This window comes from Stenotrophomonas sp. YJH_SMC_33, from assembly GCF_059372295.1.
Genome location: NZ_JCAFVJ010000004.1, coordinates 195,901 through 217,555, shown reverse-complemented (window position 1 = coordinate 217,555; position 21,655 = coordinate 195,901). Strand labels below are relative to the sequence as shown.

The following is a 21,655-nucleotide window of genomic DNA, read 5'->3' as shown; positions in this document are numbered from 1 at the left end:
TCCGCCGAACGGGAAGGAACGGTGATGACGGTGATCGTTGCCCTCCCTTGAAGTGAGTCTCCTGTCCATAATCGCAAGATGGAGACCCGCGCACCTGTCCGAGACACACCTGCTGCCCCGATGCAACCTGCCTTCACCAGCAGCGCCATCGAAGCGCTGAAATGGCTGGCACTGCTGTCCATGACCGGCGACCACGTGGCCAAGGTGCTCTGCGGCGGGTACGTGCCAGTGCTGAGCGAGCTGGGCCGTCTGGCGTTTCCGCTGTTCGCACTGGTGATGGCCTGCAACCTGGCCCGGCCAGGCGCCGACCTGGTCAGGTCGATCCGCCGTCTGGGCCTGTGGGGTCTGGTCGCGCAGCCGCTGCATGCGCTGGCCTTCGGCGCTTGGCTGCCGTTGAACATCCTGTTGACCTTCACCGTAGCCGCGCTGGCGGTGTTCGCGCTGGCCCGCAACCGGCCACTACTGTTGCTGCTGGCCGCAGGGGTGTTGCCGGCCGTGGTGGACTACCAATGGGCCGGCGTCGGCTTCGTGGTGCTGGGCTGGATCGCGTTCCGGCACCGCGCGTGGTGGCTGTTGCTGATCGGCTTTGCGGCGGTGTGCTGGGCCAATCACAACGGCTGGGCGTTGCTGGCCATTCCCGTGGCGTGGGCGCTGGCGCGTGTGCAGTGGCGCATCCCACGCTGGCGCTGGGCGTTCTATGGCTACTACGTGGGGCATCTGGCGGCGCTGGTGCTGCTGGCCCGTGTGCTTTCGTGATGTCGGGATTGGCGTTGCGGATGACTTGAAGGGCGGTGGGTGGCGCGGAACGGGCTCTCGGGAAGCGGGGGCGCGATCGTTGGCCTTCGTGCGCCAAACCCCCTGAAACACAGGCGTCTGCGGGTATGCGACAATGCCGCCTGCTGCATGAATGTCTCCGTCTGTGCACCGCAGCGCTTGCTGATGGCAAGCCTGCTGTGCCCATGATGGATCGCCACCGGAAAAGGGTGGCCGGGTGTGGAAACCCGTTTAGCTATGCGTTGTTTACGCTTGCCAGCCGGCGTCGCCTTGCGCGGCGCCGGCTGGCATTCCGTTCGCGTTCCATGGCGGGCGGTACGTGGGGTGCGCGCAAGCGCACCCACCGGGTAATGACGCTTAGCTACCGGTTTCCACACACGTACCGTCCCGCCGCCCTTGTTAAGGGCGGTGGCACCGTATCCCTGTACGGAGACCAGCCATGAACGCATCGGATATTCCCCACCTGCGCGCGCACTACGCCCCGGCCAATGCCGAAGAGGGCGAGGACGCATCGCGCGATCCCCATAACCTCATCGCGCTGCTGCACCAGATTGGCTTGGGCGCCGCTGCCGACGGCCAGCCCTGGCCCGAGCGCCATCAGCTACCCGGCCGCTGCCTGGCCCTGGCCGACAGCGATGGCGCCCTGGCCGGCCTGCGTATCGTCAACGAGATCCTGCTGGCCGCCGAGCGCGCCCGCCAGAACGGCGGCCCGGAACACTACGTGGGCGACCGCGTGATGGAAGGCCTGAAGCTGGCCGCGCTGGCGCTCACCAACCACGCCATCTTCCGCCTGCACCCCGAGTAGATCCACGCCATGCGTGGATGCTGTTGGCGGATCGCCTGACGACGGGTAGCGCCGAGCCCACGCTCGGCTCACCGGACAATACGCAGCCGAGCATGGCTCGGCTCTACAGCAGAGCCACGCCATGCGTGGACGCTACCGTGGGTGCTTCATCGGCCACAAGGCGGTAACGGCGCCCGCGCCCCAGGCCACCCAGGCACCCAGCCCCATGTAGACCAGCGCCTGCAGGCTGGCCGCAAGCACGAATGGCTCGACGTGCTGGGCCATCGGCAGGCATACGCCACCCAGCACCAGCAGGCCGACCAGCAGCAATGCCGCAGATCCCACCGACGCTCGCTCCTGGGTTGCACGTGGCACCACCGCGCAGGCGGCTGCTACGCAGAACGGCAATAGCAGCGGCACGGCCTGCCAGGCCACACCCACCGCCAGGCTGGCGGAGGCAATGGCAGCCCAACAGATCCGCTCGCGCACCGCCGGGTGTTCGTGGCGTGCCGGCGATGTCCCGAACGCATGGATTCCAGCTGCGATCGCGCTACCCAACAGCAACCCCGCGGCAACATCGCTCCAATAGTGAACCCCCAGCCAGACCCGGGCCATTCCGGCGATCACCCCGGCCATCAGCGCGACGCCCAGCACTGCCCCGCGCTTGAACCCTCCGGTGATGTGTTGGCGTGCCAACAACCACAGCGCGGCCAGTACAAAGAAGCAGGTAGCGCTGGTGGTGTGCCCGCTGAGCAGGGAAGGGCCAGCGGCACCGGCCAAGCTGAGCGTGGCATCGAAGCTGAAGGGGCGTGGCACCGGTGCGAAGACCTTGATGCTCTGCACGGCCAGCGTGACCACCATCAACGCCATCAGCATCAGGCGCGTTGCCTGCGCACCGAACGCCACCCACAACACCGGCATCGCCAGCAGGTAGAACCAGAATTCGCCCAGGACGTTACCGACCACCGCCAGCCCGCGCACCGGCCACTGCTGGGTGCGCTGCACGCGATCCACCTCGGCCTGCCGAAACGCCGATACCGGCGCGAAGCGCTCGACGGCGTGCACTTCGCTGGCGGGTACAGCGTGCAGCTGCTGATAGGCGCGCTCCAGCTGCTGCGGGAACCGCGTGCGCAATCTACGAGCCTCGTCGCGGCTGACCCAGCGCGCTTGGATGATCTCCCGCCCGAGGTGCGGCGCATCCAGCAGGTTCACCGCCTTACCCTGCACCTGGACCGGCTCGAGGGCGCGGCAGGCAAAGACATGCACGCCCGCCTCGTCGTCCAGCAGGCCGGTGGTGGCGACGACAAGCCCGGTTTCTTCCAGCGCTTCGCGGATGGCAGTGTGCTGCGGCAACTCGCCATGTTCTGCTGTTCCGCCGGGCAGCTGCCAGCGCGAGGTGACATCCTGCACCAGCAGCATGCGCTCGCCCGAACGCATGACGCAGACCGAGGCGGCGCTGGCCAGATGGGGTACGAGCAGGAGTGTTGCGAGCAGCACGTATCGCAACGACGTGGCAAACGAAGGAAAGGCTGGAAGGCGCATGGCACCACCGCGTGAGGAGGGTCACGCCGATGGTGCAGTCCGGCCGGGAAGGACACTATCGGATTCGTACGAATCCGACAGTGCGCTTCAGTAGATCCACGCCATGCGTGGATGTTTGGCGGATCGCCACGGTATCAGCCAGGCATGGCCTGGCTCTACTGGGTTTCGGTAGATCCACGCCATGCGTGGATGCATGCTGCAGTGCCAACCAAGGTTGGCACCTACCCGGGCGGTGGCAAGCCCCAGTAGATCCACGCCATGCGTGGATGCCATGGGCGAGAACGTCGCCGGCTCAGAAATCCATCGTCGCCGACAACAAGACTGTTCTCGGCGCTCCCAGCGCCAGACTGGAAAGCAACGGCATGCCCCAGTACGCCTTGTTGGTCACGTTGTTCACCGTGGCGCGCAGCGCCAGCGGCCTGCCGGCCAGTGTGGTGCTGTAGCGCGCGCCCACGTCGAACAACGTCCGCCCCGGCACCGACAGGCGGTTGTCGGCACTGATGTACTGCTTGGACATCGCCGTGGCAGTGCCGGTCAAGGTCAGGCCCTGCAAGGTCGGCACATCCCACTCCACGCCCAGCTTGGCCTGCCGCTGCGCCACGGCGGTAGCGATGCGCCCTTCATTCACGCCACCGGCCGTGCGGGTCAGCTTCGGCTGCACATAGGCCACGCCACCGAGCAGGCGCACGCCGTCCATCGGTGCACCGAAGAAGCCCCATTCCACGCTGCGGTTTCGTTGCTCGCCACCGAACGAGAAGATATTCGTGACCGGGTCGGTGTAGCTGCTCGGTCGCTTGATTTCATACACGCTGAAGGTGTGCGCGAAGGTGCCCAGGTCCAGCTTCAGGCCCAGCTCCTTCTGCTTGGTGCGGAACGGTGCGAACACATCACCGGCATTGGTAGCGGTCATCGGCGCGGTGGCGCCCTGGCTGAGGCCTTCGATGTAGTTGGTGTAGAGGGAGATCGTGTCGGTGGCCTTCAGCAGCAGCGCCGCAGCCGGGGTGGTGGCGCTCTCGTCGTAGCGTGAAGTGCGTGCGCCCGTGGCCACGCTGAAGGTCTCGCTGACCACCTGCTGGCGGCGCACGCCGAGCGTCAACTGCACGCGCTCATCGGCGAAGGACAAGGTGTCGGCGAAGCCGATGCTGTCCAGCCGCAGTTCGGTATGCGAGATGTGCGGCGCTACGAACGGCGCGGCCGGGCCCCACATTGGGTTGTAGAGGTTGGTGGTCCAGTCCCAGCCAGGCACGCTGCGGCGGCCATAGTCGTTCTGAGTGTGCTGGTAGTGGGTCACATTGGCAGCCCATTGATGGCCGATGCTGCCGGTGTGGAACGAGCCACGCAGGCCGACATCTGCGGACTGCTTCCTGATATCGAAGGCGAGCTGGCCGATCACTGTGGTGAAGTCGCCGGCTGGATTGAGGATCTGCGCGCTGATCGAGCCGTTGTAGCGGTAGTCGGTCCTGCTGCTGCCGTAGGCCAGGTAAGCCATCAGGCTATCGTTGATGTCCAGTTCGCCGCGCAGCATCGCGCCCTTGTCCTGGCTGTCCACGTAGGCCCAGTCCGGGTTGATCAGCGTATCGCCACGCGGCGGCCGCGGAATGGCGACGCCCGGTGCCAGGCCGACGCCACGTGCCGGGCCGTCAACACGGTCATCGGCGCTGTACAGATCCGCCGACAGCCGCGCACGTTCGCCGCGCCAGTCCAGTGCCAGCGAACCGAGCTGTACTTTCTTGCGCTGCTTGCCGACTGCGCCGTCACCATCACGCCAGGCGCCGTTGAAGCGGATGCCGAACTGCTTGTTCGAGCCCAGGCGACGCCCCACATCCACATGGGTGCCAAACTGCGCATCGGAGGCGAAGTTGGCACTGACCCGCAGCAGCGGTTGATCACCGGCACGCTTGGGGACCAGGTTGACGCTGCCACCGACCGAGCCGCCCGGCGGCATGCCGTTGAGCAGCGCGGAGGGGCCTTTCAGCACCTCGATGCGTTCGAACATTTCCGGCGAAGTGCGGTAGTAGGGCGCCATGCCGCTGAGGCCATTGAAGGTGGTATCGCTGGTGCTGGAGGCGAAGCCGCGGATCGCGTAGTTCTCGCTCCACGAACCGGTGACGCCGTTGCTGAAGACGTTGGGGTCGGTGGCGGCGATGACGTCGGTCAGGTCCTTGGCCTGGCGGTCGCGGATGAACGACTCGGTGTAGCTGATCGTGCTGAACGGCGTGTCCATGAAGTCCTTGTCGCCGAGCAGGCCGACGCGGCTGCCGGCGGCCACTTGCCCGCCCGCATAGTCTGCAGTGACCCGGCGCTGTTCCTGCACCTGCACCGAGGGCAGGGTGGACGGCGCGGAGTCGGCCAGCGCGGCAAACGAGGCCAGCAGCCCCAGCGCCAAGGCCGACACCCGGTAGCGCCGGGCCATTGGCGGATGCATCTGCGCGCGGGTCGCGGCGGCCGCTGCACGCTGCAGCGGAGAGGAAAGGTGGTGCACGGTCATGCCAGGTTCCTGTGAATCGCAGGTGCGAGCGCGCCTGGCGCGCTGCCGACGGCAAGCACGGGGGAGGGCGCAGCGCAGGGTTGTCGGCTGGGTGGGGACCTGGCGGGAAGTGAGCCATGGGCTCGATTGCGGACGGCGGCGGGGTTGCGAACCACACGCGTTCCTAATTAGTTGAGTAAATTAAACTAAATCATATGAAGCGGACAAGAGGGTCCCTTTGCTGGCACCCTCGCTACGGTATGAACATGCACCCTGAGACCCTGGCGGCGGCCCGTGGCCGCCCGCCCACCATCACCCCGGAGCGCCTGGCCGACATCGGCATCCGTCTGGGCCTGCCCAACCTGACCATGGCCAACGTGGCCGCCGAACTGGCGGTGACCCAGGCGGCGCTGTACAAGCGCGTGGCCAACCTGGAGGCGTTGAAGCGGCTGGTGGCCGAAGCCGTGTTCCAGCGCTGGCAGATCCCCCGCGCCTCGGCCGATGCGGCGGGTGGCCTGCAGGGCTACCTGACGGTGTTCGTGGAGTCACTGTGCGAGGTGGTGAAGGCGCATCCCGGGCTGCCCCCGTACCTGCTGCGGCGCACGGTGGCGACCGCACCGATGCTGGAAAAGATCGCCTCGCACCAGGCCCACGTGGCCGAGGTGTTCGGCCTGCCGGTGGACAAGGCGCGCTGGCTGCTGGCCACGATCGCGTTCTACTGCATCGCCGGCGCCGACACCATCTACGCGATTGCGGATGACGAGGAGGGGCAGGTGATCACCGAGTTCAAGCAGGGCATGCGGGCGCTGGTGATCGGGTCGTTGCAGTTGTTGGATGCGGACGACGGGGACGGATTGCCGTGACCCCATCCACGCATGGCGTGGCTCTACAATGCGGCCATGCCTGCCACGCCCACTCTCGATGACCTTCGCCGCTACGCGGTGGCGCGCACCCTGTTCAAGCCGACCACGCTGCTGACCGCGATCCGGCGCCTGGGCTTCGTGCAGGCCGACCCGATCAGGGCACCGGCGCGCGCGCAGGACCTGACCCTGCGCCACCGGGTGAAGGGCTATCGCGCAGGCGATCTTGAGCGCCGGTATACCCGCCTGCCGGTGGAAGAGGATTGCCTGGTGAACTACGGCTTCCTGCCGCGCGAGCATCTGGCACTGATGCACCCGCGCGCGGCCAAGCGCGAGTGGGACGCCGAGACCCATCGCCGCGCGGCCGAGGTGCTGGCGTTCGTGCGCGAGCGCGGCAGTGTGCACCCCCGTGAGGTTGACCAGGCGTTTGCGCATGGCCGGGTGACCAACTACTGGGGCGGCACCAGCAATGCCAGCACGCACCTGCTGGACGGCATGCACTACCGCGGCCTGCTGCGCGTACAGCGGCGCGACAGTGGCACCCGCATCTATGCAGTGGCCGCGCATGCCGAGCCAGATGCCAGCGAACAAGCGCAGATCGAGCGCGCCGCCGCCCTGATCGACCTGGTGGTGCGCAAATACGCGCCGCTGCCGTCGGCCAGCCTGACCTATCTGGTGCGCCTGCTGGGCTATGGTGCACCGCATCTGGCCGAGCAGACCCGCAAGGCATTGGCGCTGGCCAAGCAGCAGCTGGCCAGCTGCACGCTGGAAGGCACCACCTGGTACTGGCCGGCAGACGAGAATCCACGCTCGCGCAGGCACGCGCCAGACGAGCAGGTGCGCCTGCTGGCGCCGTTCGACCCGGTGGTGTGGGACCGCCGCCGTTTCGAGTTGCTGTGGGATTGGGTCTACAAGTTCGAAGCGTACACGCCTGCGCCGAAACGCCAGTACGGCTACTACGCACTGCCGGTGTTGTGGCACGACCAGGTGGTGGGCTGGGCCAATCTCAGCGTGCGCGAGGGTGAGCTGGTGTCGAACGTGGGTTATGCCGGCAAGTCGCTGGCCCGCGACAAGGTGTTTCGTGGCGCGCTGGACGAAGAGCTGCAACGCATGGCGGAGTTCCTGTAGCGCCAAGCGGCGCATGGGTGCCGATCTGGTGCTGGCCGCGTTGGTGTGTTCGTCTGTGATCGGGCTGGGCTTCGGCTAGTTCCCGGCACACAGTGCTGCACAGCTGGACCCTATCTTGGCATTGACGGCGGAATAGGGCCGCCCGCTATGGCACCTGTAGAGCCGAACCCGCGCTCGGCTGCACTCCGTTCAGGTCTCGCTGCACCGAGCGCTGCACGCAGCAAGCCGAGCATGCGCTCGGCTCTACAGCTACTCAGCGCGCCTTGCCTTTGATTGGCACGCCTCCCGGCAGCTGGGAATACCCGCCGTCACCCCAGTGCCGGGTGATGCGCTGGAAGAACAGAGAGTTGGGCACGCGCAGCAGGCAACCGCGCGCGCCTTCGCCACGATCACTCAGCGTGGTGTAGATCAGGTTGATGTCCACCACCTGGCCGCACAGGCCCGGCTTGTCCACGCTTTCCAGCACTTCGATCGTGTCGTTGATGCGGAACGGGCGCGTAGCCACGATCAGGAACGAACAGAACAGGTTGGACAACACGCTCCACGCTGCAAAGAACGCCACCGCACCGACCGCCATGAACCCGGTCAGCGCGGTCCACAGCACCGAGCGCGAAACGCCCAGCCGCTCCAGTATCAGCAGCGCGGCCGCCAGATACAGCAGCAATGCACCGCCGCGGCGCAGGCCCACATGAAGCTCTGGAGCCAGCCTGCCGCGCTGCCGGGCCTGCACCAGCAGCCACGCCAGGGCGCGCACCATCACCCACGCGACGCCGAGGATGGCCAGCACCTCGGCCACCGGCACAACCACGGTCAGCCAATCCTGGATCCAGGCGGGCAATCCGGCCATGAGGGGTCACAGTGTTGCCGCGCCGCCGGAGATGGTCAGCAGTGCACCGGAGGTGTAGCTGGCGGTGTCCGAAGCCAGCATCACATAGGCCGAGGCCAGCTCGGCCGGCTGCCCGGGGCGGCCGAATGGCGTCTGCGCGCCGAACTGTTCGACCTCTTCGGCGGCCATGCCTGCGGGAATGAACGGCGTCCAGATCGGGCCGGGCAGCACGGCATTGACGCGGATCTGATGCTCGGCCAGCAGGCCGGCCAGCCCCAGCGTCAGGTTGGCGACGGCACCTTTGGTTGCAGAATAGGGAAGGATGTTGGGCGTCGGCCGTTTGGAGTTGACCGACGCGGTGTTGATGATCGCACCGCCACCGCGCAGGTGTGGCACGCACAGCCGGGTCAGATTGAACACGGCATGCACATTGGTATCGAACGTCCGCTTCCAGTCATCCAGGGTGATGTCGTCGAAGTGCTCGTAGTAGCGCTGGTACGCCGCGTTGTTGACCAGGATATCGAGACCGTCCAGTTCGCTGGCCACGCGGTCCACGAGCGAGCGCGCCTGTGCCGGGTCGCTGATGTCACAGGGCACCAGCACGGCCTTGCGCCCGGCCTGTTCGATCTGCTGCTGCACATGGCGGGCATCGTCCTGCTCACCATCGAGGAACGCGATGGCAACGTCGGCGCCTTCGCGCGCGAACGCGATTGCCACCGCCGCGCCGATGCCGCTGTCACCGCCAGTGATCAGTGCCTTCTTGCCCTGCAGCAGTCCATGCCCGCGGTAGCTGTCCTCGCCGTGGTCCGGCCGGGGCTGCATCTGCGCGGTCTTGCCGGGGAAGGATTGCTGTTGGGCGGGGAAGGGCGGGTGTGGGTAGTCGGGCAGGGCCATCGTCACTCTCCGGAAGGAAACCGGGGCCAGTGTCCCTCCATGGCGGTAAACGGCCGGAGGGCGCGGTGTCGTTGCGGCGTGGATGTGTGCGCGCAGGACTTCACAGCGGATGGGCGATGGTGGTCATGATGCTGTTGGCCGGTTGACGCGAATCCAGTCGCGTGTGCTGCACGATGATCGGCTGGTCGGATTCGACGAGGGTAGCGAAGCCGGTGCCGCGCGGTACCGGCGCCGGATCCTGCAGGTCATTGAAGCGCAGGTGACAAGTGCGTCGTGCCGGCACGGTGACCCGGTACGGGCCCACGGGATCTCGGTCTTCGAAGTAGAGGGTCAGGGTGACATGCGCGTCCTCGTTGCCGGCATTGAGGACACAGCAGGTTTCGTGACTCTGCATCTCCGGTGACGGTCCGTTGCTCCAGGCTGGAATGTAGCCTTCGGGGATAGCCCAGCGTCGATGCCCGATGCAGGAAGCGTTCGTTTCCATGACGCCGTTTTAGCCCGGCGGGTGTTGCCATCGTGTCCAGTCCCCGCACATCATCCGTGATGACCATCGGCTACCACGCATCGCATGAGCAGTTCCCGCCCGCCACTTTGCTGGGCCTGGCACTGCGCGCCGAACAGGCGGGATTCGAGGCTTTGATGTGCTCGGACCACTTCCACCCGTGGACGACCGCGCAAGGGCAGTCCGGCCACAGCTGGGTATGGGCCGGCGCGCTGGCGGTGCAGAGCGCATTGACCCTGGGCATGGTGACCTGCCCGATGCTGCGCCAGCACCCGGCATTGGTGGCACAGGCAGCGGCGACGCTGGAGCAGTTGGCGCCGGGCCGGATCTGGCTGGCGCTGGGTACCGGCGAGGCCCTGAACGAGCGCATCACTGGCCAGCCGTGGCCAGCCAAGCGCGAGCGGCAGAAGGCACTGCGCGATGCGGCCGAGGTGATGCGGCGGCTGTGGGGCGGCGAGCAGGTCGACCACGACGGTGGCTTCCGGGTGCGCCAGGCACGGCTCTACAGTCGCCCGGCGCTTCCCCTGCCGCTGCTGGGGGCGGCCGTCACCGAGGAAACTGCACGCTGGATAGGGGGCTGGGCCGATGGCCTGATCACCATCAGCCAGCCACTGGCGCAGTTGCGGCGTGTGGTGGCGGCGTTCGAGGACGGCGGTGGCAGGGGCAAGCCGATGTACCTGCAGGCCAAGCTGTCCTACGCGCGCGCCGAACAGGCGGCGCTGGAAGGTGCGATGGAGCAGTGGAGCGCCAACGTGCTGCCGCCGGAACTGGCCGAAGGGCTGGACCAGCCCGAACAGTTCGAAGCACAGGCCCGATCGGTCAGCGCCGAGGTGGTGCGCCAGCACGTGCATGTCTCGGCAGACCTGGGCCAGCATCGGGCCTGGCTGCAGGAGCTGCAGGGACTGGGCTTCGATCGCATCTACCTGCACAACGTGAACCGCGAGCAGGAACGCTTCATCGATGATTTCGCCGAGCACGTACTGCCTGCGCCGCGCACTCAGGCACCCTCGGCGGCCAGCCACGTATAGCCATGGCCTTGCAGGTAACAGCGGCGATCCTGCAGCTTGGCGCCTTGGCCCACCAGCGTGTTCAACGGACCGCGCAGGGGCACGTCCACCTCGACCGGCTCGTCGCCGAAGTTGATCAGTGCCAGTGCCTGATGGGGTGCCTCACCGTAGCGGAGCATCAGCAGCGCGGGAGATGGCGGGTCGAGCGTGTGAGGACCCTGCTGCAGCACGGGATGTGCATTGCGCTGCTGCAGCAGCTCGCGCACCCGCAGCAGCAGTGAACCTGGCGTCGTGCGTTGCGCCTCGACGTTCACCGTGCGGTAACCGTACGGGCCGTCTGCCGGTGGTGCGCGCCAGGCATGCCGCGGTTGATCGGTAAACCCCGCCGCTGGTCCACCGTGCCAGTGCATCGGCATGCGCACGGCATTGCGCTCTGGCAGCTCCAGGCAGTCACCGAGGCCGATCTCTTCGCCGTAGCGGATCACCGGTACCTGGCCCAGCGACAGCAATGCCGCCCAAGCCATACTCTGCCATGCGATGTCGCCCTCCAGCATCGGTGCCAGCCGGCGGCGGATGCCACGGCCATAGATTCGCATGCCACGCTCAGGGGCGAAGCGTCCCATCACCGCTTCGCGCTCGTCCGGCTCCAGCTGCTCCAGGTCAAGCTCATCGTTGTTGCGCAGCCAGGCGATGCGGGTGTGCGGCGGCGCCTGCGGTCCGTATTCGGCCATGACCCGGGCCACTTCGCTGGCGTCGCCGCGCGCCAGGGCCAGGAAGAAATGATTGTTGAGGTGGAAATCCAGCAGGTGCGAAAGCCGCCGGCCCTGGCAGAGGAAGTCACCGTAGCGCGACGCGGGGACGTCCGCTTCGCCGATCAGCGGCAGGCCTGGCTGCTGCGCGTCTGCCGTGGCGCGCATTTCCTCCAGCAGCCACAGCCCGTCGTCGCGGGGGTCGGCGTGTCGCGCGCGCTCGGCCATGTACGGCACCGCGTCCACGCGGAAGCCGGCCACGCCGCGCTGCATCCAGAACGTCATCACCCGCAGCAGTTCGTCGCGTACTGGCGCATGGGCCAGCTCCAGGTCTGGCTCGTGCCGGTAGAACATATGCCGGTTGAACGCGCCGGCCTCGGCGTTCCAGGTCCAGGCAGACGCCTCGATCGGCGGGAACATCGGCTTCAGGCCATCGTCGGGCACGTGGTCGCTCCACAGGTACCAGCGGCGCCAGGCCGGGTCGCCGCGCTGCGCGGCGACGAACCACGGGTGAGCGCTGGCAGTGTGCTGCATCACCAGCTCGACGATGATGCCGATGTCGCGTGCGGCGGCAGCATCGACCAGGCGCTGGAACGCCGCCTCGTCACCCAGGCGTGGATCGATGCGGTAGTGATCGGTGACATCGTAGCCACCGTCACGGCCGGCGTTGCAGTAGAACGGCAGCAGCCACAGGTGGCTGACACCGAGCCACTGCAGGTAGTCCAGCTTTTCGGTGATGCCATCCAGAGTGCCCCAGCCGCGCCCATTGCTGTCGCGGAAGAGGTAGGGGTCGACCTGGTAGATCGCACGCAGCGGACGCACCGCCATTGGGCCGCTCCAGCACCGTTCAAGGGTGACCAGCCTGCTGCGCGACATGGCAGCGGTCCGTGAACCGGACGGCACCGCATCATGACGTGGCATCCACGGTCCCTGCATGCCTGGGCGCGCAGAGTGAATGCTCGTCCCGCTGCGTCGAGGAACCTTTATCCATGCCCCGCCGCAAAACGCTTCGTATTGCGACGTTCAACGTCAACGGCATCGGCACACGCCTGCCGCAGCTGCTGGACTGGCTGCACAGGGAATCGCCGGACGTGGTTGCCCTGCAGGAACTGAAGGCCACCGACGCCGCGTTTCCCGCTGCGGCATTGGAAGAGGCCGGCTACGGTGCACTCTGGCAGGGTGAGGCGCGCTGGAACGGCGTGGCGCTGCTGGCCCGGGGCACCATGCCGGTCGAGAGCCGCCGACGATTGCCGGGCGAACCCAAGGATACGCAGAGTCGCTACCTTGAGGCAGCGGTGCACGGCGTCATCGTGGGTGCCCTCTACCTGCCCAACGGCAACCCGCAGCCCGGGCCGAAGTTCGACTACAAGCTACGCTGGATGGAACGCCTGATCCGGCATGCGCGCAGCCTGGTCGAGCTGCCGCACCCGGCGCTGCTGCTGGGTGATTTCAACGTGATTCCCAACGAAGCCGACGTCTACGACCCCAAGGCCTGGCGCCGCGATGCGCTGTTCCAGCCCGAGGTTCGCGATGCCTTCGAGCGGCTGCTCGCGCAGGGCTGGACCGATGCGCTGCGAAAGGTGCACGGCGACGCCACGATCTACACCTTCTGGGACTATTTCCGCCAACATGCCGAGCGCGACCGTGGGCTGCGCATCGATCATCTGCTGTTGAATCCGATACTGGCGGGGCGACTGAAGGATGCCGGCGTCGACCGCTGGGTACGACTGCAGGAAAAGGCCAGCGACCACGCGCCAGCCTGGGTGACGGTCAGGGCGTGATCAGCGTGCGGCCGGGTCTTCGCGCCGCTCGCGGCGTACCCGCGCGCGGGTGCGGTACAGGCGGCTGTCCGCCTTCTGGATGGTGTCGGCCACGGGTTCGCCGGGCGTGTTGATGGCCGCACCCATCGAGAACGCGCTGGGCGAAAGCGCGGCGTGGTCCTGGTACCAATGCTCCAGTTCGCTCAGGCGGCCATTCGCTGGCGCGACCAGCACCACCATGAACTCGTCGCCACCCAGCCTTACCACGGTCTCGTCCTTGCCCAGCGGCGAGCGCAGGAAGGTGGCGAACTCGACCAGCACGGCATCGCCACGGCGGTGGCCCTGGGTGTCGTTGATGTGCTTGAAATGGTCCAGATCGAACATCACGCACGCCCAGCGCTCGTCAATCAGTTCATCCAGCCGGTGCAGGTAACGCCGGTTGTAGCACTGCGTGAGCGGATCCTTGAAGGACATGTCGCGCAGCTGCTGCTCCTGCATCCTCAGCGCGGTGACGTCCTGCGCATGCCCCAGCACGTAGGGCGGGCTGGCTTCGTTGTCGAGCACGTTGTGGTACGCCCAGTAGTGGCGCGTACCATCGGCGGCAATCAGCTCGATCACGCCAGCGTCGGTGTGGTTTGCCTGGATCCGGGCGAGGTAGGCCTTGAAGCCCTCGCGCTTTTCCGGTGGCATCAGGTCACACAGGCTGCGCCCGATCATCTGGCTTTCCTCGAAGCCCAGCGACTGCACCGCCGCCGGATTCACCGAGGTCAATGTCCCGTCCAGCGTGTGGGTGCAGATCAGGCCCAGGCTGTAGTGGAACAGTCGCCGGTAGCGGGTTTCGCTGGCTTCCAGCGCGTCGAGCGCGGCCCGCTCGTCCGTGATGTCCTGGATGGCCCCGACCAGGCGCGGATGGCCGTCGACCTGTTGCCGGCTGCCGACCACCCGGGTCCAGATCGCGCGCCCGTCGGCGGTCGTCATTGGCAGCTGCACCTCCCAGGACGTGCCTTCGTCGATGCAACGCTGCACTGCCGCGCGGATGATGTTGCGGCTGTCTTCGCGATAGAACGACAGCGCGGTGTCGAGCGTCGGTTCAAAGTTGCTGCGCACGCCGTGCAACTGCTTGGTCTCGCGGGTCCAGCGCACTTCGTTGGTGACCAGGTCCATCTCCCAGCCGCCCACCCGCGCCGCGCGGTTGGTGCGCTCCAGGAAGTCTTCGCTGCGTTTCAGCTCGCGTTGCAGCGCTTTCGCCTGGCCCACCTGCGCCATCAGGGTACTGCGCTGTTCCAGCACCTGGGTGGTGACCCGCGCCAGATGCACCATCAGTTCGCGCTGGGAGGGGGACAGCACGCCGGGCATCGGGTCGAGCAGGCACAGCGTGCCGATACGTGCGCCGTGCGCCGAGCCCAGGGGGATGCCAGCGTAGTGGCGGATGCGCGGCCCACCTGTCACCAGCGGATTGGTGGAGAAACGTGGATCCTGGCGCGCATCGGGTATCTCGAACAGCTCGTCCTGGCGTATGGCATGGGTGCAGAAGGAAATTTCGCGAGCCGTCTCGCTGACGCCCTCAAGGCCGATGTTGGCCTTGAACCACTGGCGGTCTTCGGCCACCACGGTGATCAGGCCCATCGTCAGGCCAGTCGCGGCGCGGGCGGCGGCGACGATGGCATCGAACACCGGCTCCGGGGGCGTATCCAACAGGTGCAGTCCTTCGATTTCGAGCAGTCGTTCGGCTTCGTCCATGGCGCTTTTCAGGGCTGGGTGGCGAGGGCGGTTGCGGCGGCTGTCTTGGATCACGGTAGTGCGTGCGGCGTTATGTATCGCCATGGCAGGGTGATGCCGGCGTGAGGCGCGCGCGCCGACTCAGTGTTGCCGGAGCGATGCCTGCAAGGCGGTAGCCAGCGCGGCATCACCGGACACCAGGTCCTGCCAGCGCAGCGTGATGCCCTTGCGGCGCCCCTTTTCAACCAGCTTCAGTCCTTCGGGGTCCACGATGAGGGTGTAGGGCTGGCCATCGATGTCCAGTTCGCGTCGCAGCGGTTTGTCGAGCGGGGTCATCATCGTTTCCTCGCCGGGGAGAGCGCGCGGCGTGGCTGTATCGATACGTGACGATGATCACGGACGTGCCAACGCCAGGGGAAATCAACAGCGCGGGTGATGCCGATGCGGGGCCCGACCACTGGATCCTCCGGCGGCGGCACGCCGTCGCTGACGATGACAATGCCGTGGTTGCCGGTCACCAGATCAGCGCCGTCGAAGCTGCGGTCCAGCCCGAAGGCCTGCGAGAGCTTGCCGGGCCCGCTGGCCAGATCGTGGTCGCGGCGCGCAGCGGGGCGCAGTTCGCGCATGCGCTCCAGGCCCACCAGCGGCTCGATGGCCCGCAGCAGCACCGCCACGCCTTCACCCACTTCGCCGCAGACAACGTTGCTGCCCCAGTGCATCCCGTAGGTGAAATAGACATACAGGCGGCCGGCCTCACCGAACATGCTGGCCGTGCGCGGCGTCTGCCCGCGATAGGAGTGTGCGGCCGGATCGACACTGCCCGCGTAGGCTTCGACTTCAACGATGCGACCGGCCCGGCCATCGTCACGGACCAGGAGCTTGTTGAGCAGCTCGGGCGCAACCTCGACGGGCGGGCGCCGGTAGAAGCTGCGCGGGAGGATCTGAAGAGAGGCAGGCAACCAATCCGGCACGGTAGAGGCAGGCTCGGGCAAACGGTGATGGCACTGTGGCATCAGGCAGGTGAAACGGGCGCAGACGCAGTGTCATTGCTGCGCAGGACCGGCGGCCAGTGCGGCTCTCCGTGCGGCATAGACCTCCGGCGTCTGTGGCTTGATGAACAGTGCCACCAGTTCCGGATACTCGCGCTTCACCGCCGTTTCGATGCGGGTGATGCAGGCTTCGATCTGCGGGGTCCGCCGGTCATCCTCGAACTCGGCGCTGAGCATGGCCACGACCTGTTCCGGGCCCATCTGCATGGTGGTCACGCCATTGGCGCGGCGCAGGTCTGGATCGGTTTCCGCCACGGCCATGATCCGATCGGCCACCGCCGGGTGGGCCGGCTCACCCACCAGCAGTCCCTTGGTTTCGCGTGCGAGGAGAAAGGCGGTGGCGGCAAGCACGCCCGCGATGCACAGCGACGCCACACCATCAAGCACCGGCACGTCCAGGATCTGTGCGGCCACGAGCCCGATCAGTGCGAAACCCAGGCCCAGCAGGGCCGCGCTATCCTCCAGCAGCACGGTAAAGGTGGAAGGATCCTTGCTGCGGCGGAAGGCTTCGAAGTAGCCAAGCTTGCCCTTGGTACGCCGGAACTCGCGCAGCGCCACCCACCAGGAGGCACCCTCGAACAGGATGGAGATGCCCAGCACGCTGTAGCTCAACGCGTGGTTGGTGGCCGGCTCCGGCTGGCGGATGTGCTGGATACCTTCGTAGGCCGACACACCGGCGCCGGCAGCGAACACCAGCAGGGCGACGATGAAGCTCCAGAAGTACAGTTCGCGGCCATAGCCGAACGGATGTACCGGGTCCGGCGCCTTGCCGGCGCGGCGCAGCCCGTACAGCAGCAACACCTCGTTGAGGGTGTCGACCAGCGAATGCACGCCTTCGCTGAGCATGGCCGAGCTGCCGGAGATGCCGGCGGCGATGAACTTGGCGATCGCAATGGCGAGGTTGCCCGCGAGCGCGGCATAGATGACAAGGCGGGAACCGGTGGGAGCGGACATGTCAGCAGCGGGGCACGGTAGACGGCTGATCTTCGCGGTCTGCCCGTGCCCATCGCGTGCACGTCGCGGTCAACGCCCCCTGGGATTGAGATAAAGCCGGGCTCCATCCGACTCGCGGAACCCCGACCAGCGCCCGCTGCCCGACGCGCGGAAACGCCCGTACACCGTATTGCTGGTATCGGTCAGCAGCAGCTGGTTGCCCGACAGTACCCAGCGGTTGGCCGAGAAGAAGCCGTCCGGGCAGCCGGCAGGCACGTAGGCGCTGTAGCCACCGAACCACTCACTGTTCTTCAGCTCGATGGTGCAGGTGCTGCCGTTCTCCTGGCCCAGCGTCCAGCTGCCGAACAGATCGCTGTCGCGCACATCGCGGTCGCCGCGGTGGCGGTCATGGTTCCAGTCGTCGTTGTCGTCGTGGAAACCGAAGCCCACGTCGATCTCCTTGCTTTCGGTGCGCGACTCGGACTGGGAGCTGCCACTGGTGGTGGTCTGCGTGGTCATCGAACCACTGGTCTGGGTCTGGGTGCTGCTGGATTGCGTGGTCTGGTCGGTGTGGGTGGTCTGTTCGCCGAAGCCGGACGAAGCGTCCTGGGCAAGGGCGGGCAGGGCCAGGAAGTACAGCGCCGACAGGCAGCTACGGGCAAGCAGAGCAGCCATCGCAGGATCCTCGGAAGGGTGGATCGCGCGAGCATCGAACCGGTGGGGTGGGAGACGGTGTGAGGGCGCGCCCTGAGGCAAGCCAGCCAAGAACAGGTGCTGTCCGCTGAAGGGTAGTGCCGGCCGCTGGCCGGCTCCCCTTTGACGCCCAGAGCCGAAGGAATGCCGGCCCGCGGCCGGCACCTCCCGCAGCCAGGCATGGCTTGGCGCTACGGGTCGGGTTTCACCCTTACCACCCGTTTCCGGTACTCGTACACGTTGTCACCGCGGATGCGCTTGTCCTCGGTGCCGGTGACCCGGCCCACCTGCTGGTCCGAACCGGTCACGGGCTGTGCCTCGATTTCGGTCTCGTGCTCGAAGGAATGCGATTTGTCGGTGTTGCGGTAATAGCGGTACAGCGCCCAGTACAGCGCGGTCGCGCCGGCTGGACCTGCCGCCAACAGCCAGAGTCCACTGTCGTCGCTCATGTCGATGCTACCAGGAAGGCAATTGCGAGGGCTTCAATGATGGTGCCGGTGGCCAGTGCCGCCAGCAGCATCTTCCATTGCTGCACGGGCACGCTGCCCATGGTTTCGCCGGTACGGCCGTTCACCGCGATGTAGTGCAACATGCCGCCGTTCTTTCCGGGCTGGTGATACGAGTACAACCACACCGGCAGGTACATCGACACCCAGCGCGTTCCATGCACCTCCAGCTGTTCCTGTTCCCAACGCACGCCACGGTTGTAGCGCCTCACCGAACCTTCCACCTGTGCGCGGGCAATCGACAGAAGCTGGTCTTCCAGCCGCGGCCGCAGCTTTTCCACGTCGAGATTGCGTTTTTCAGAGGTGAAGCCGGCCAGGTACGAAGCGTTCCATTTCACCGCGTTCTTGGTGTCGAATGGCAGGATGGTGTTGATGATGTTGTTGGTGTTGGCCCGGGTATCCAGATTGCCGCGCTCGGCCGAGGATTCCAGGGGCAGGTCATCAACGGTGAAATCGACCTGGCGTTCGACCTGGTAGACATCGGCGTCGTAGAGGGTGCGCTTGTTCTTCTCGCTGCCCACCGTGTACTCGCGCGTCTTGATCTCGCCCTTGCCGGCCACGGCCGCGCTTACATTGCTGTCGACGATCATGTAGGGGAGGAACACGCCCACCACGTTTTCCGGGGTGAACTGGTCCTTGAACGCTTTCAGCGCGAACATCCGGCGCTTGTCGACGAACTGGCGGATGCGCGCGACCGCATCGTCCTTCTTGATGTGGAAGGGCAACACCGCATCGGGCACGGCGCCATTGCTGATCTGTTCGTTGACGCCGAAGACGTGGCGGCACCAGTGGCAGCGCGCCGTCATCGTGCTTTCGGTATTGACCGTGACCTCGGCACCGCAGCCGGTGCACTTGAACGTCATCAACGCCGAGGTGTCGGCGTCGATGTCACGCGCGCCGGAGGCGATGACCGTACCGCGCAGCTGGTCGATGGCCTCGCCCAGCCCGAATTCCTCCTCCACGCGCGCGCCATGCCATTCGTGACGGCAGTACAGGCAGACCAGGATATCGGTGCCGGCCTTGGGCCGGATGTCGGTGGCGCCGCACTTCGGGCAGCGGTTGAGACCGTCTTTCAGCTCGCTGGCCGAGGTATCGATGGCCACAGGATCGGGCGCTTCCACTTCATCGCGGATGGCCTGTGGCAGAGTCGGCGTGTCCAGCGGGAAGCTGCCGGGCAGGGGAGGGACGTCCTGCGGCGAACCGGGCCCATCCAACGACGCCGCCGGCAGGGGCGGCGGCGTCGCGGGCACGGATCCGGGCAGCGGCGGTGGGCCGTTTCTGGGATCGGACATGTGGGTTGTGCGTTCTGCTGTTACAGGCCCAGTGCCTTGGCTTTCAGGGTGTCATAGTCGCCTTGGGTGATCAGGCCCAGGTCCAGCATTTCCTTTGCCTTCTTCAGCTTGGCCACCGGGTCATCCGCAGCCGGGGTGACCGGCTGCTGCATGCCGCCCACACCGAACATGCCCGAGGCCATGCCGACACCGACCAGGCCCGCCGCACCGCCGTTCTCGCCGGCCGACTGGATGCCCTGGGCGACGCTGGCCTGCAGGTTGGAATTGCCGCGCGAACCGGACAGCGCATCGGCGCGCTGCACGGTCTTCAGCAGTTCGCGGGTGTTGGCGTCGTACTCGATCGAGACGATGGCGGTCTTGACGATGGCCAGGCCGCGGTCGGACTTCCACTGGTAACCCTGCTCGACGGCGGCGGACAGGCTCTGCGCGAAGCCCAGCGAGTCCTGCTGCAGCTTGGTGATGCGGTTGCCCTTGCCCGGATCGTTGGTATACAGGCTGAAGGCCGGGGCCAGCGAACCGACCACTTCATTGAACAGTTGGCTGGCAGCGGCGTTGTCCAGATCGGTGAAGTCGAACACCTGGCCCGGCCGCAGGTAGCTGGCCGGCACGAAGTTCTTCACGAACAGGATCGGGTCGACGATCTTGAGCGTGTACGAGCCGCGGGTGATCGCACCGACCTGGGTATTGAGGAATCCGTCGTCCCAGTAGATTTCCGACTGGGTGCCGAAGCGGTTGTCCGGCAATTCCTTCAGCGAGACGAAGTAGGCCGCCTGCTGCGCGCCCGGCTGGCCGCCGAACTTGAAGCGTTCCCAGCTCTGCTTGATGAAGGTGCTGACCAGGCCGTCGCCGGCGAAGATCGACTGCGAGTTCAGGTCGTCCGAACGCCATTCGTAGCCACCCGGTTCGGCGACGAATGCGGTGATCGCGCCGTCCTGGAGCAGCAGCAGGCCGTAACCTTCGGGCACGATGATCTTCGAGCCGTTGGTGATGATGTTGGACGAGCCGCTGGTGTTGGAGCCGCGGCCGGCATTGGTGCCCTGCGGCACCGCCGCGAACAGGGCGGCCGTGGACGGCAGGCCCGCCGGCACGGTGTAGAAGTCCTTCCACTGGTCGGCCAGCACACCGCCAACCGCCCCCTTCACCGCCTGTACCAGACCCATGTCCAACTCCCTGTGATTCGAGGGCAGGCACCATGCCTGCCGAGCTGGACTGAATATAGCAGCGGTGGAGGACGGCAGTAGTGCCGGAACATGAATCCGGATCAGCGCCGGCCAGTGCCGGTTGGCCCGGCCCGTACCGCCCGCAGCACGGCCGCCATGTCCAGCGCCCCCGATCCGGACGCCAGTGCCTGTGCGAACAGCGCGTCGCTGGCGTCGATCAAGGGCGCATGCATGCCCACCTCATGGGCGGCAGCGGCTACCAGCCCACTGTTCTTGCGCACGTCGGTGATCGACGCCTGCACGCTGAAGTCACCACGGATCATTTTGTCCAGCTTGATTCGCGATACTTCGCTGGCCATCGGCCCTGCGTTGAGCACCTGCGCGAAGCGGTCAAGCTCGATGCCGTGTGCTTCGGCGAAGTACACCGCTTCGGCCAAGCCGGTGACCAAGGTGATCAGGTACAGGTTCACCGCCAGTTTCATGCGCAGTGCGGACGGCACTGCACCACAGCACACCGTTTGCCTGCCCATCGGTGCAACCAGTGGGGCGGCTGCCGCGAGGTCGACATCGGCACCGGCCAGCAGGATCACTAGCTGCGCCGCTTCGGCCTGCACGCGTGAGCCAGACACCGGCGCTTCCACGTAGCGGCCGCCCGCGGCACGGATCTGTTCGGCCAGCGCCTGTGAGTACGCTGCCGAGCTGGTACCCATGTTGATCAGCAGGCGGCCCTCGACCCGCTCGCCAAACGCCGCGCCATGCCGATCGAGCACGCTGTCGATGGCATCGTCATTGGCCAGCATCAGGATGAGGGTGTCGCAGGCCGCGAATACCTCGTCCACCGCCTCGCAGACGTTGATGCCGGCGGTGCGCGCGGCCGCATGGTTGCGGTCGGAGCGCGACCAGCCGCATACCTCGTAACCTGCGCGAGCCAGATGGGCCGCCATGGGCGTTCCCATCACTCCAAGTCCCAGGAATCCGATGCGCATGATGGACGTCCGCTGGCCGCAGAG

Annotated in this window: 20 protein-coding genes and 1 pseudogene; 6 read left to right on the top strand and 15 right to left on the bottom strand. The window is 66.6% G+C overall.

Features of this window, described 5'->3' with window-relative positions:
* Nucleotides 1–120: 120 nt before the first annotated feature.
* Nucleotides 121–756 carry a TraX family protein gene (locus AC5P9W_RS09330; RefSeq protein ID WP_188249865.1) on the top strand — a complete coding sequence of 212 codons (636 nt, stop codon included), beginning with the start codon at nt 121–123 and terminating at the stop codon, nt 754–756.
* Nucleotides 757–1,213: 457 nt separating this feature from the next.
* Nucleotides 1,214–1,579 carry a hypothetical protein gene (locus tag AC5P9W_RS09325; RefSeq protein WP_329858979.1) on the top strand — a complete coding sequence of 122 codons (366 nt, stop codon included), beginning with the start codon at nt 1,214–1,216 and terminating at the stop codon, nt 1,577–1,579.
* A 132-nt stretch (nt 1,580–1,711) separates the two neighbouring features.
* Here the strand turns inward: AC5P9W_RS09325 and AC5P9W_RS09320 are convergent, their stop codons facing one another.
* Nucleotides 1,712–3,100: an NUDIX domain-containing protein gene (locus AC5P9W_RS09320; protein WP_495219111.1), complete on the bottom strand. Its 1,389-nt coding sequence runs from the start codon at nt 3,098–3,100 to the stop codon at nt 1,712–1,714.
* A gap of 292 nt (nt 3,101–3,392) precedes the next feature.
* Nucleotides 3,393–5,588, bottom strand: a complete 2,196-nt coding sequence (locus AC5P9W_RS09315) for a TonB-dependent siderophore receptor (protein WP_206621588.1) — start codon at nt 5,586–5,588, stop codon at nt 3,393–3,395.
* 239 nt (nt 5,589–5,827) lie between these two features.
* Between AC5P9W_RS09315 and AC5P9W_RS09310 the strand changes: the two genes are divergently transcribed.
* Entirely contained in the window at nt 5,828–6,430 is a 603-nt protein-coding gene (locus AC5P9W_RS09310; RefSeq protein WP_111101915.1) for a TetR/AcrR family transcriptional regulator, read from the top strand.
* 36 nt (nt 6,431–6,466) lie between these two features.
* Complete coding sequence (locus tag AC5P9W_RS09305; RefSeq protein WP_180832463.1) at nt 6,467–7,555, top strand: DNA glycosylase AlkZ-like family protein; 1,089 nt, start codon at nt 6,467–6,469, stop codon at nt 7,553–7,555.
* Nucleotides 7,556–7,808: 253 nt separating this feature from the next.
* Here the strand turns inward: AC5P9W_RS09305 and AC5P9W_RS09300 are convergent, their stop codons facing one another.
* From AC5P9W_RS09300 to AC5P9W_RS09290, 3 genes are all read right to left on the bottom strand, one after another.
* On the bottom strand, nt 7,809–8,402 hold the full coding sequence (locus tag AC5P9W_RS09300) for a mechanosensitive ion channel domain-containing protein (protein WP_111098501.1): 594 nt from the start codon (nt 8,400–8,402) through the stop codon (nt 7,809–7,811).
* A gap of 6 nt (nt 8,403–8,408) precedes the next feature.
* Entirely contained in the window at nt 8,409–9,275 is an 867-nt protein-coding gene (locus tag AC5P9W_RS09295) for a glucose 1-dehydrogenase (RefSeq protein ID WP_111098500.1), read from the bottom strand.
* Nucleotides 9,276–9,375: 100 nt separating this feature from the next.
* Complete coding sequence (locus AC5P9W_RS09290; RefSeq protein WP_111101918.1) at nt 9,376–9,759, bottom strand: sensory rhodopsin transducer; 384 nt, start codon at nt 9,757–9,759, stop codon at nt 9,376–9,378.
* A 59-nt stretch (nt 9,760–9,818) separates the two neighbouring features.
* Between AC5P9W_RS09290 and AC5P9W_RS09285 the strand changes: the two genes are divergently transcribed.
* Nucleotides 9,819–10,805, top strand: coding sequence for a TIGR03885 family FMN-dependent LLM class oxidoreductase (locus AC5P9W_RS09285; protein WP_021202341.1), 987 nt, complete (start codon nt 9,819–9,821; stop codon nt 10,803–10,805).
* On the opposite strand, the gene AC5P9W_RS09280 is transcribed toward AC5P9W_RS09285, so the two are convergent.
* The gene (locus AC5P9W_RS09280) at nt 10,775–12,409 is read right to left on the bottom strand and encodes an alpha-amylase family glycosyl hydrolase (RefSeq protein WP_495219109.1); all 1,635 of its coding nucleotides are present in this window, start codon (nt 12,407–12,409) and stop codon (nt 10,775–10,777) included. The genes AC5P9W_RS09285 and AC5P9W_RS09280 overlap by 31 nt on opposite strands.
* 113 nt (nt 12,410–12,522) lie before the next feature.
* Between AC5P9W_RS09280 and xth the strand changes: the two genes are divergently transcribed.
* On the top strand, nt 12,523–13,314 hold the full coding sequence (gene xth / locus AC5P9W_RS09275) for an exodeoxyribonuclease III (protein ID WP_111098498.1): 792 nt from the start codon (nt 12,523–12,525) through the stop codon (nt 13,312–13,314).
* On the opposite strand, the gene AC5P9W_RS09270 is transcribed toward xth, so the two are convergent.
* From AC5P9W_RS09270 to AC5P9W_RS09230, 9 genes and pseudogenes are all read right to left on the bottom strand, one after another.
* A complete protein-coding gene (locus AC5P9W_RS09270) occupies nt 13,315–15,033 on the bottom strand; it encodes a sensor domain-containing diguanylate cyclase (protein WP_111101920.1) in 1,719 nt (572 codons plus the stop codon).
* Nucleotides 15,034–15,153: 120 nt separating this feature from the next.
* On the bottom strand, nt 15,154–15,348 hold the full coding sequence (locus AC5P9W_RS09265) for a hypothetical protein (RefSeq protein ID WP_019659790.1): 195 nt from the start codon (nt 15,346–15,348) through the stop codon (nt 15,154–15,156).
* On the bottom strand, nt 15,348–15,983 hold the full coding sequence (locus AC5P9W_RS09260; protein ID WP_111101921.1) for a DNA-3-methyladenine glycosylase: 636 nt from the start codon (nt 15,981–15,983) through the stop codon (nt 15,348–15,350). The genes AC5P9W_RS09265 and AC5P9W_RS09260 overlap by 1 nt, the downstream gene beginning before the upstream one ends.
* A 72-nt stretch (nt 15,984–16,055) precedes the next feature.
* Entirely contained in the window at nt 16,056–17,015 is a 960-nt protein-coding gene (locus AC5P9W_RS09255; RefSeq protein ID WP_206621474.1) for a cation diffusion facilitator family transporter, read from the bottom strand.
* 69 nt (nt 17,016–17,084) lie between these two features.
* Nucleotides 17,085–17,669 (bottom strand): AprI/Inh family metalloprotease inhibitor, encoded by a 585-nt coding sequence (locus AC5P9W_RS09250; protein ID WP_021202346.1) that lies wholly within the window; start codon nt 17,667–17,669, stop codon nt 17,085–17,087.
* Nucleotides 17,670–17,878: 209 nt separating this feature from the next.
* A complete protein-coding gene (locus AC5P9W_RS09245; RefSeq protein WP_329858968.1) occupies nt 17,879–18,136 on the bottom strand; it encodes a hypothetical protein in 258 nt (85 codons plus the stop codon).
* Complete coding sequence (locus AC5P9W_RS09240) at nt 18,133–19,485, bottom strand: TFIIB-type zinc ribbon-containing protein (RefSeq protein WP_180832459.1); 1,353 nt, start codon at nt 19,483–19,485, stop codon at nt 18,133–18,135. Before AC5P9W_RS09240 ends, AC5P9W_RS09245 begins: the two co-directional genes overlap by 4 nt.
* A gap of 20 nt (nt 19,486–19,505) precedes the next feature.
* Complete coding sequence (locus AC5P9W_RS09235; RefSeq protein WP_180832457.1) at nt 19,506–20,645, bottom strand: SPFH domain-containing protein; 1,140 nt, start codon at nt 20,643–20,645, stop codon at nt 19,506–19,508.
* A 101-nt stretch (nt 20,646–20,746) separates the two neighbouring features.
* Nucleotides 20,747–21,637 (bottom strand): annotated as a pseudogene (locus tag AC5P9W_RS09230) (NAD(P)-dependent oxidoreductase); the annotation flags it as partial.
* Nucleotides 21,638–21,655: the final 18 nt, after the last annotated feature.

Excerpts from the sequence above, each read along its gene's own strand:
- AC5P9W_RS09330 (WP_188249865.1), top strand. The coding sequence starts at position 121 with ATGCAACCTGCCTTCACCAGCAGCGCCATCGAAGCGCTGAAATGGCTG.
- AC5P9W_RS09325 (WP_329858979.1), top strand. The coding sequence starts at position 1,214 with ATGAACGCATCGGATATTCCCCACCTGCGCGCGCACTACGCCCCGGCC.
- AC5P9W_RS09320 (WP_495219111.1), bottom strand. The coding sequence starts at position 3,100 with ATGCGCCTTCCAGCCTTTCCTTCGTTTGCCACGTCGTTGCGATACGTG.
- AC5P9W_RS09315 (WP_206621588.1), bottom strand. The coding sequence starts at position 5,588 with ATGACCGTGCACCACCTTTCCTCTCCGCTGCAGCGTGCAGCGGCCGCC.
- AC5P9W_RS09310 (WP_111101915.1), top strand. The coding sequence starts at position 5,828 with ATGAACATGCACCCTGAGACCCTGGCGGCGGCCCGTGGCCGCCCGCCC.
- AC5P9W_RS09305 (WP_180832463.1), top strand. The coding sequence starts at position 6,467 with ATGCCTGCCACGCCCACTCTCGATGACCTTCGCCGCTACGCGGTGGCG.
- AC5P9W_RS09300 (WP_111098501.1), bottom strand. The coding sequence starts at position 8,402 with ATGGCCGGATTGCCCGCCTGGATCCAGGATTGGCTGACCGTGGTTGTG.
- AC5P9W_RS09295 (WP_111098500.1), bottom strand. The coding sequence starts at position 9,275 with ATGGCCCTGCCCGACTACCCACACCCGCCCTTCCCCGCCCAACAGCAA.
- AC5P9W_RS09290 (WP_111101918.1), bottom strand. The coding sequence starts at position 9,759 with ATGGAAACGAACGCTTCCTGCATCGGGCATCGACGCTGGGCTATCCCC.
- AC5P9W_RS09285 (WP_021202341.1), top strand. The coding sequence starts at position 9,819 with ATGACCATCGGCTACCACGCATCGCATGAGCAGTTCCCGCCCGCCACT.
- AC5P9W_RS09280 (WP_495219109.1), bottom strand. The coding sequence starts at position 12,409 with ATGTCGCGCAGCAGGCTGGTCACCCTTGAACGGTGCTGGAGCGGCCCA.
- xth (WP_111098498.1), top strand. The coding sequence starts at position 12,523 with ATGCCCCGCCGCAAAACGCTTCGTATTGCGACGTTCAACGTCAACGGC.
- AC5P9W_RS09270 (WP_111101920.1), bottom strand. The coding sequence starts at position 15,033 with ATGGACGAAGCCGAACGACTGCTCGAAATCGAAGGACTGCACCTGTTG.
- AC5P9W_RS09265 (WP_019659790.1), bottom strand. The coding sequence starts at position 15,348 with ATGACCCCGCTCGACAAACCGCTGCGACGCGAACTGGACATCGATGGC.
- AC5P9W_RS09255 (WP_206621474.1), bottom strand. The coding sequence starts at position 17,015 with ATGTCCGCTCCCACCGGTTCCCGCCTTGTCATCTATGCCGCGCTCGCG.
- AC5P9W_RS09250 (WP_021202346.1), bottom strand. The coding sequence starts at position 17,669 with ATGGCTGCTCTGCTTGCCCGTAGCTGCCTGTCGGCGCTGTACTTCCTG.
- AC5P9W_RS09245 (WP_329858968.1), bottom strand. The coding sequence starts at position 18,136 with ATGAGCGACGACAGTGGACTCTGGCTGTTGGCGGCAGGTCCAGCCGGC.
- AC5P9W_RS09240 (WP_180832459.1), bottom strand. The coding sequence starts at position 19,485 with ATGTCCGATCCCAGAAACGGCCCACCGCCGCTGCCCGGATCCGTGCCC.
- AC5P9W_RS09235 (WP_180832457.1), bottom strand. The coding sequence starts at position 20,645 with ATGGGTCTGGTACAGGCGGTGAAGGGGGCGGTTGGCGGTGTGCTGGCC.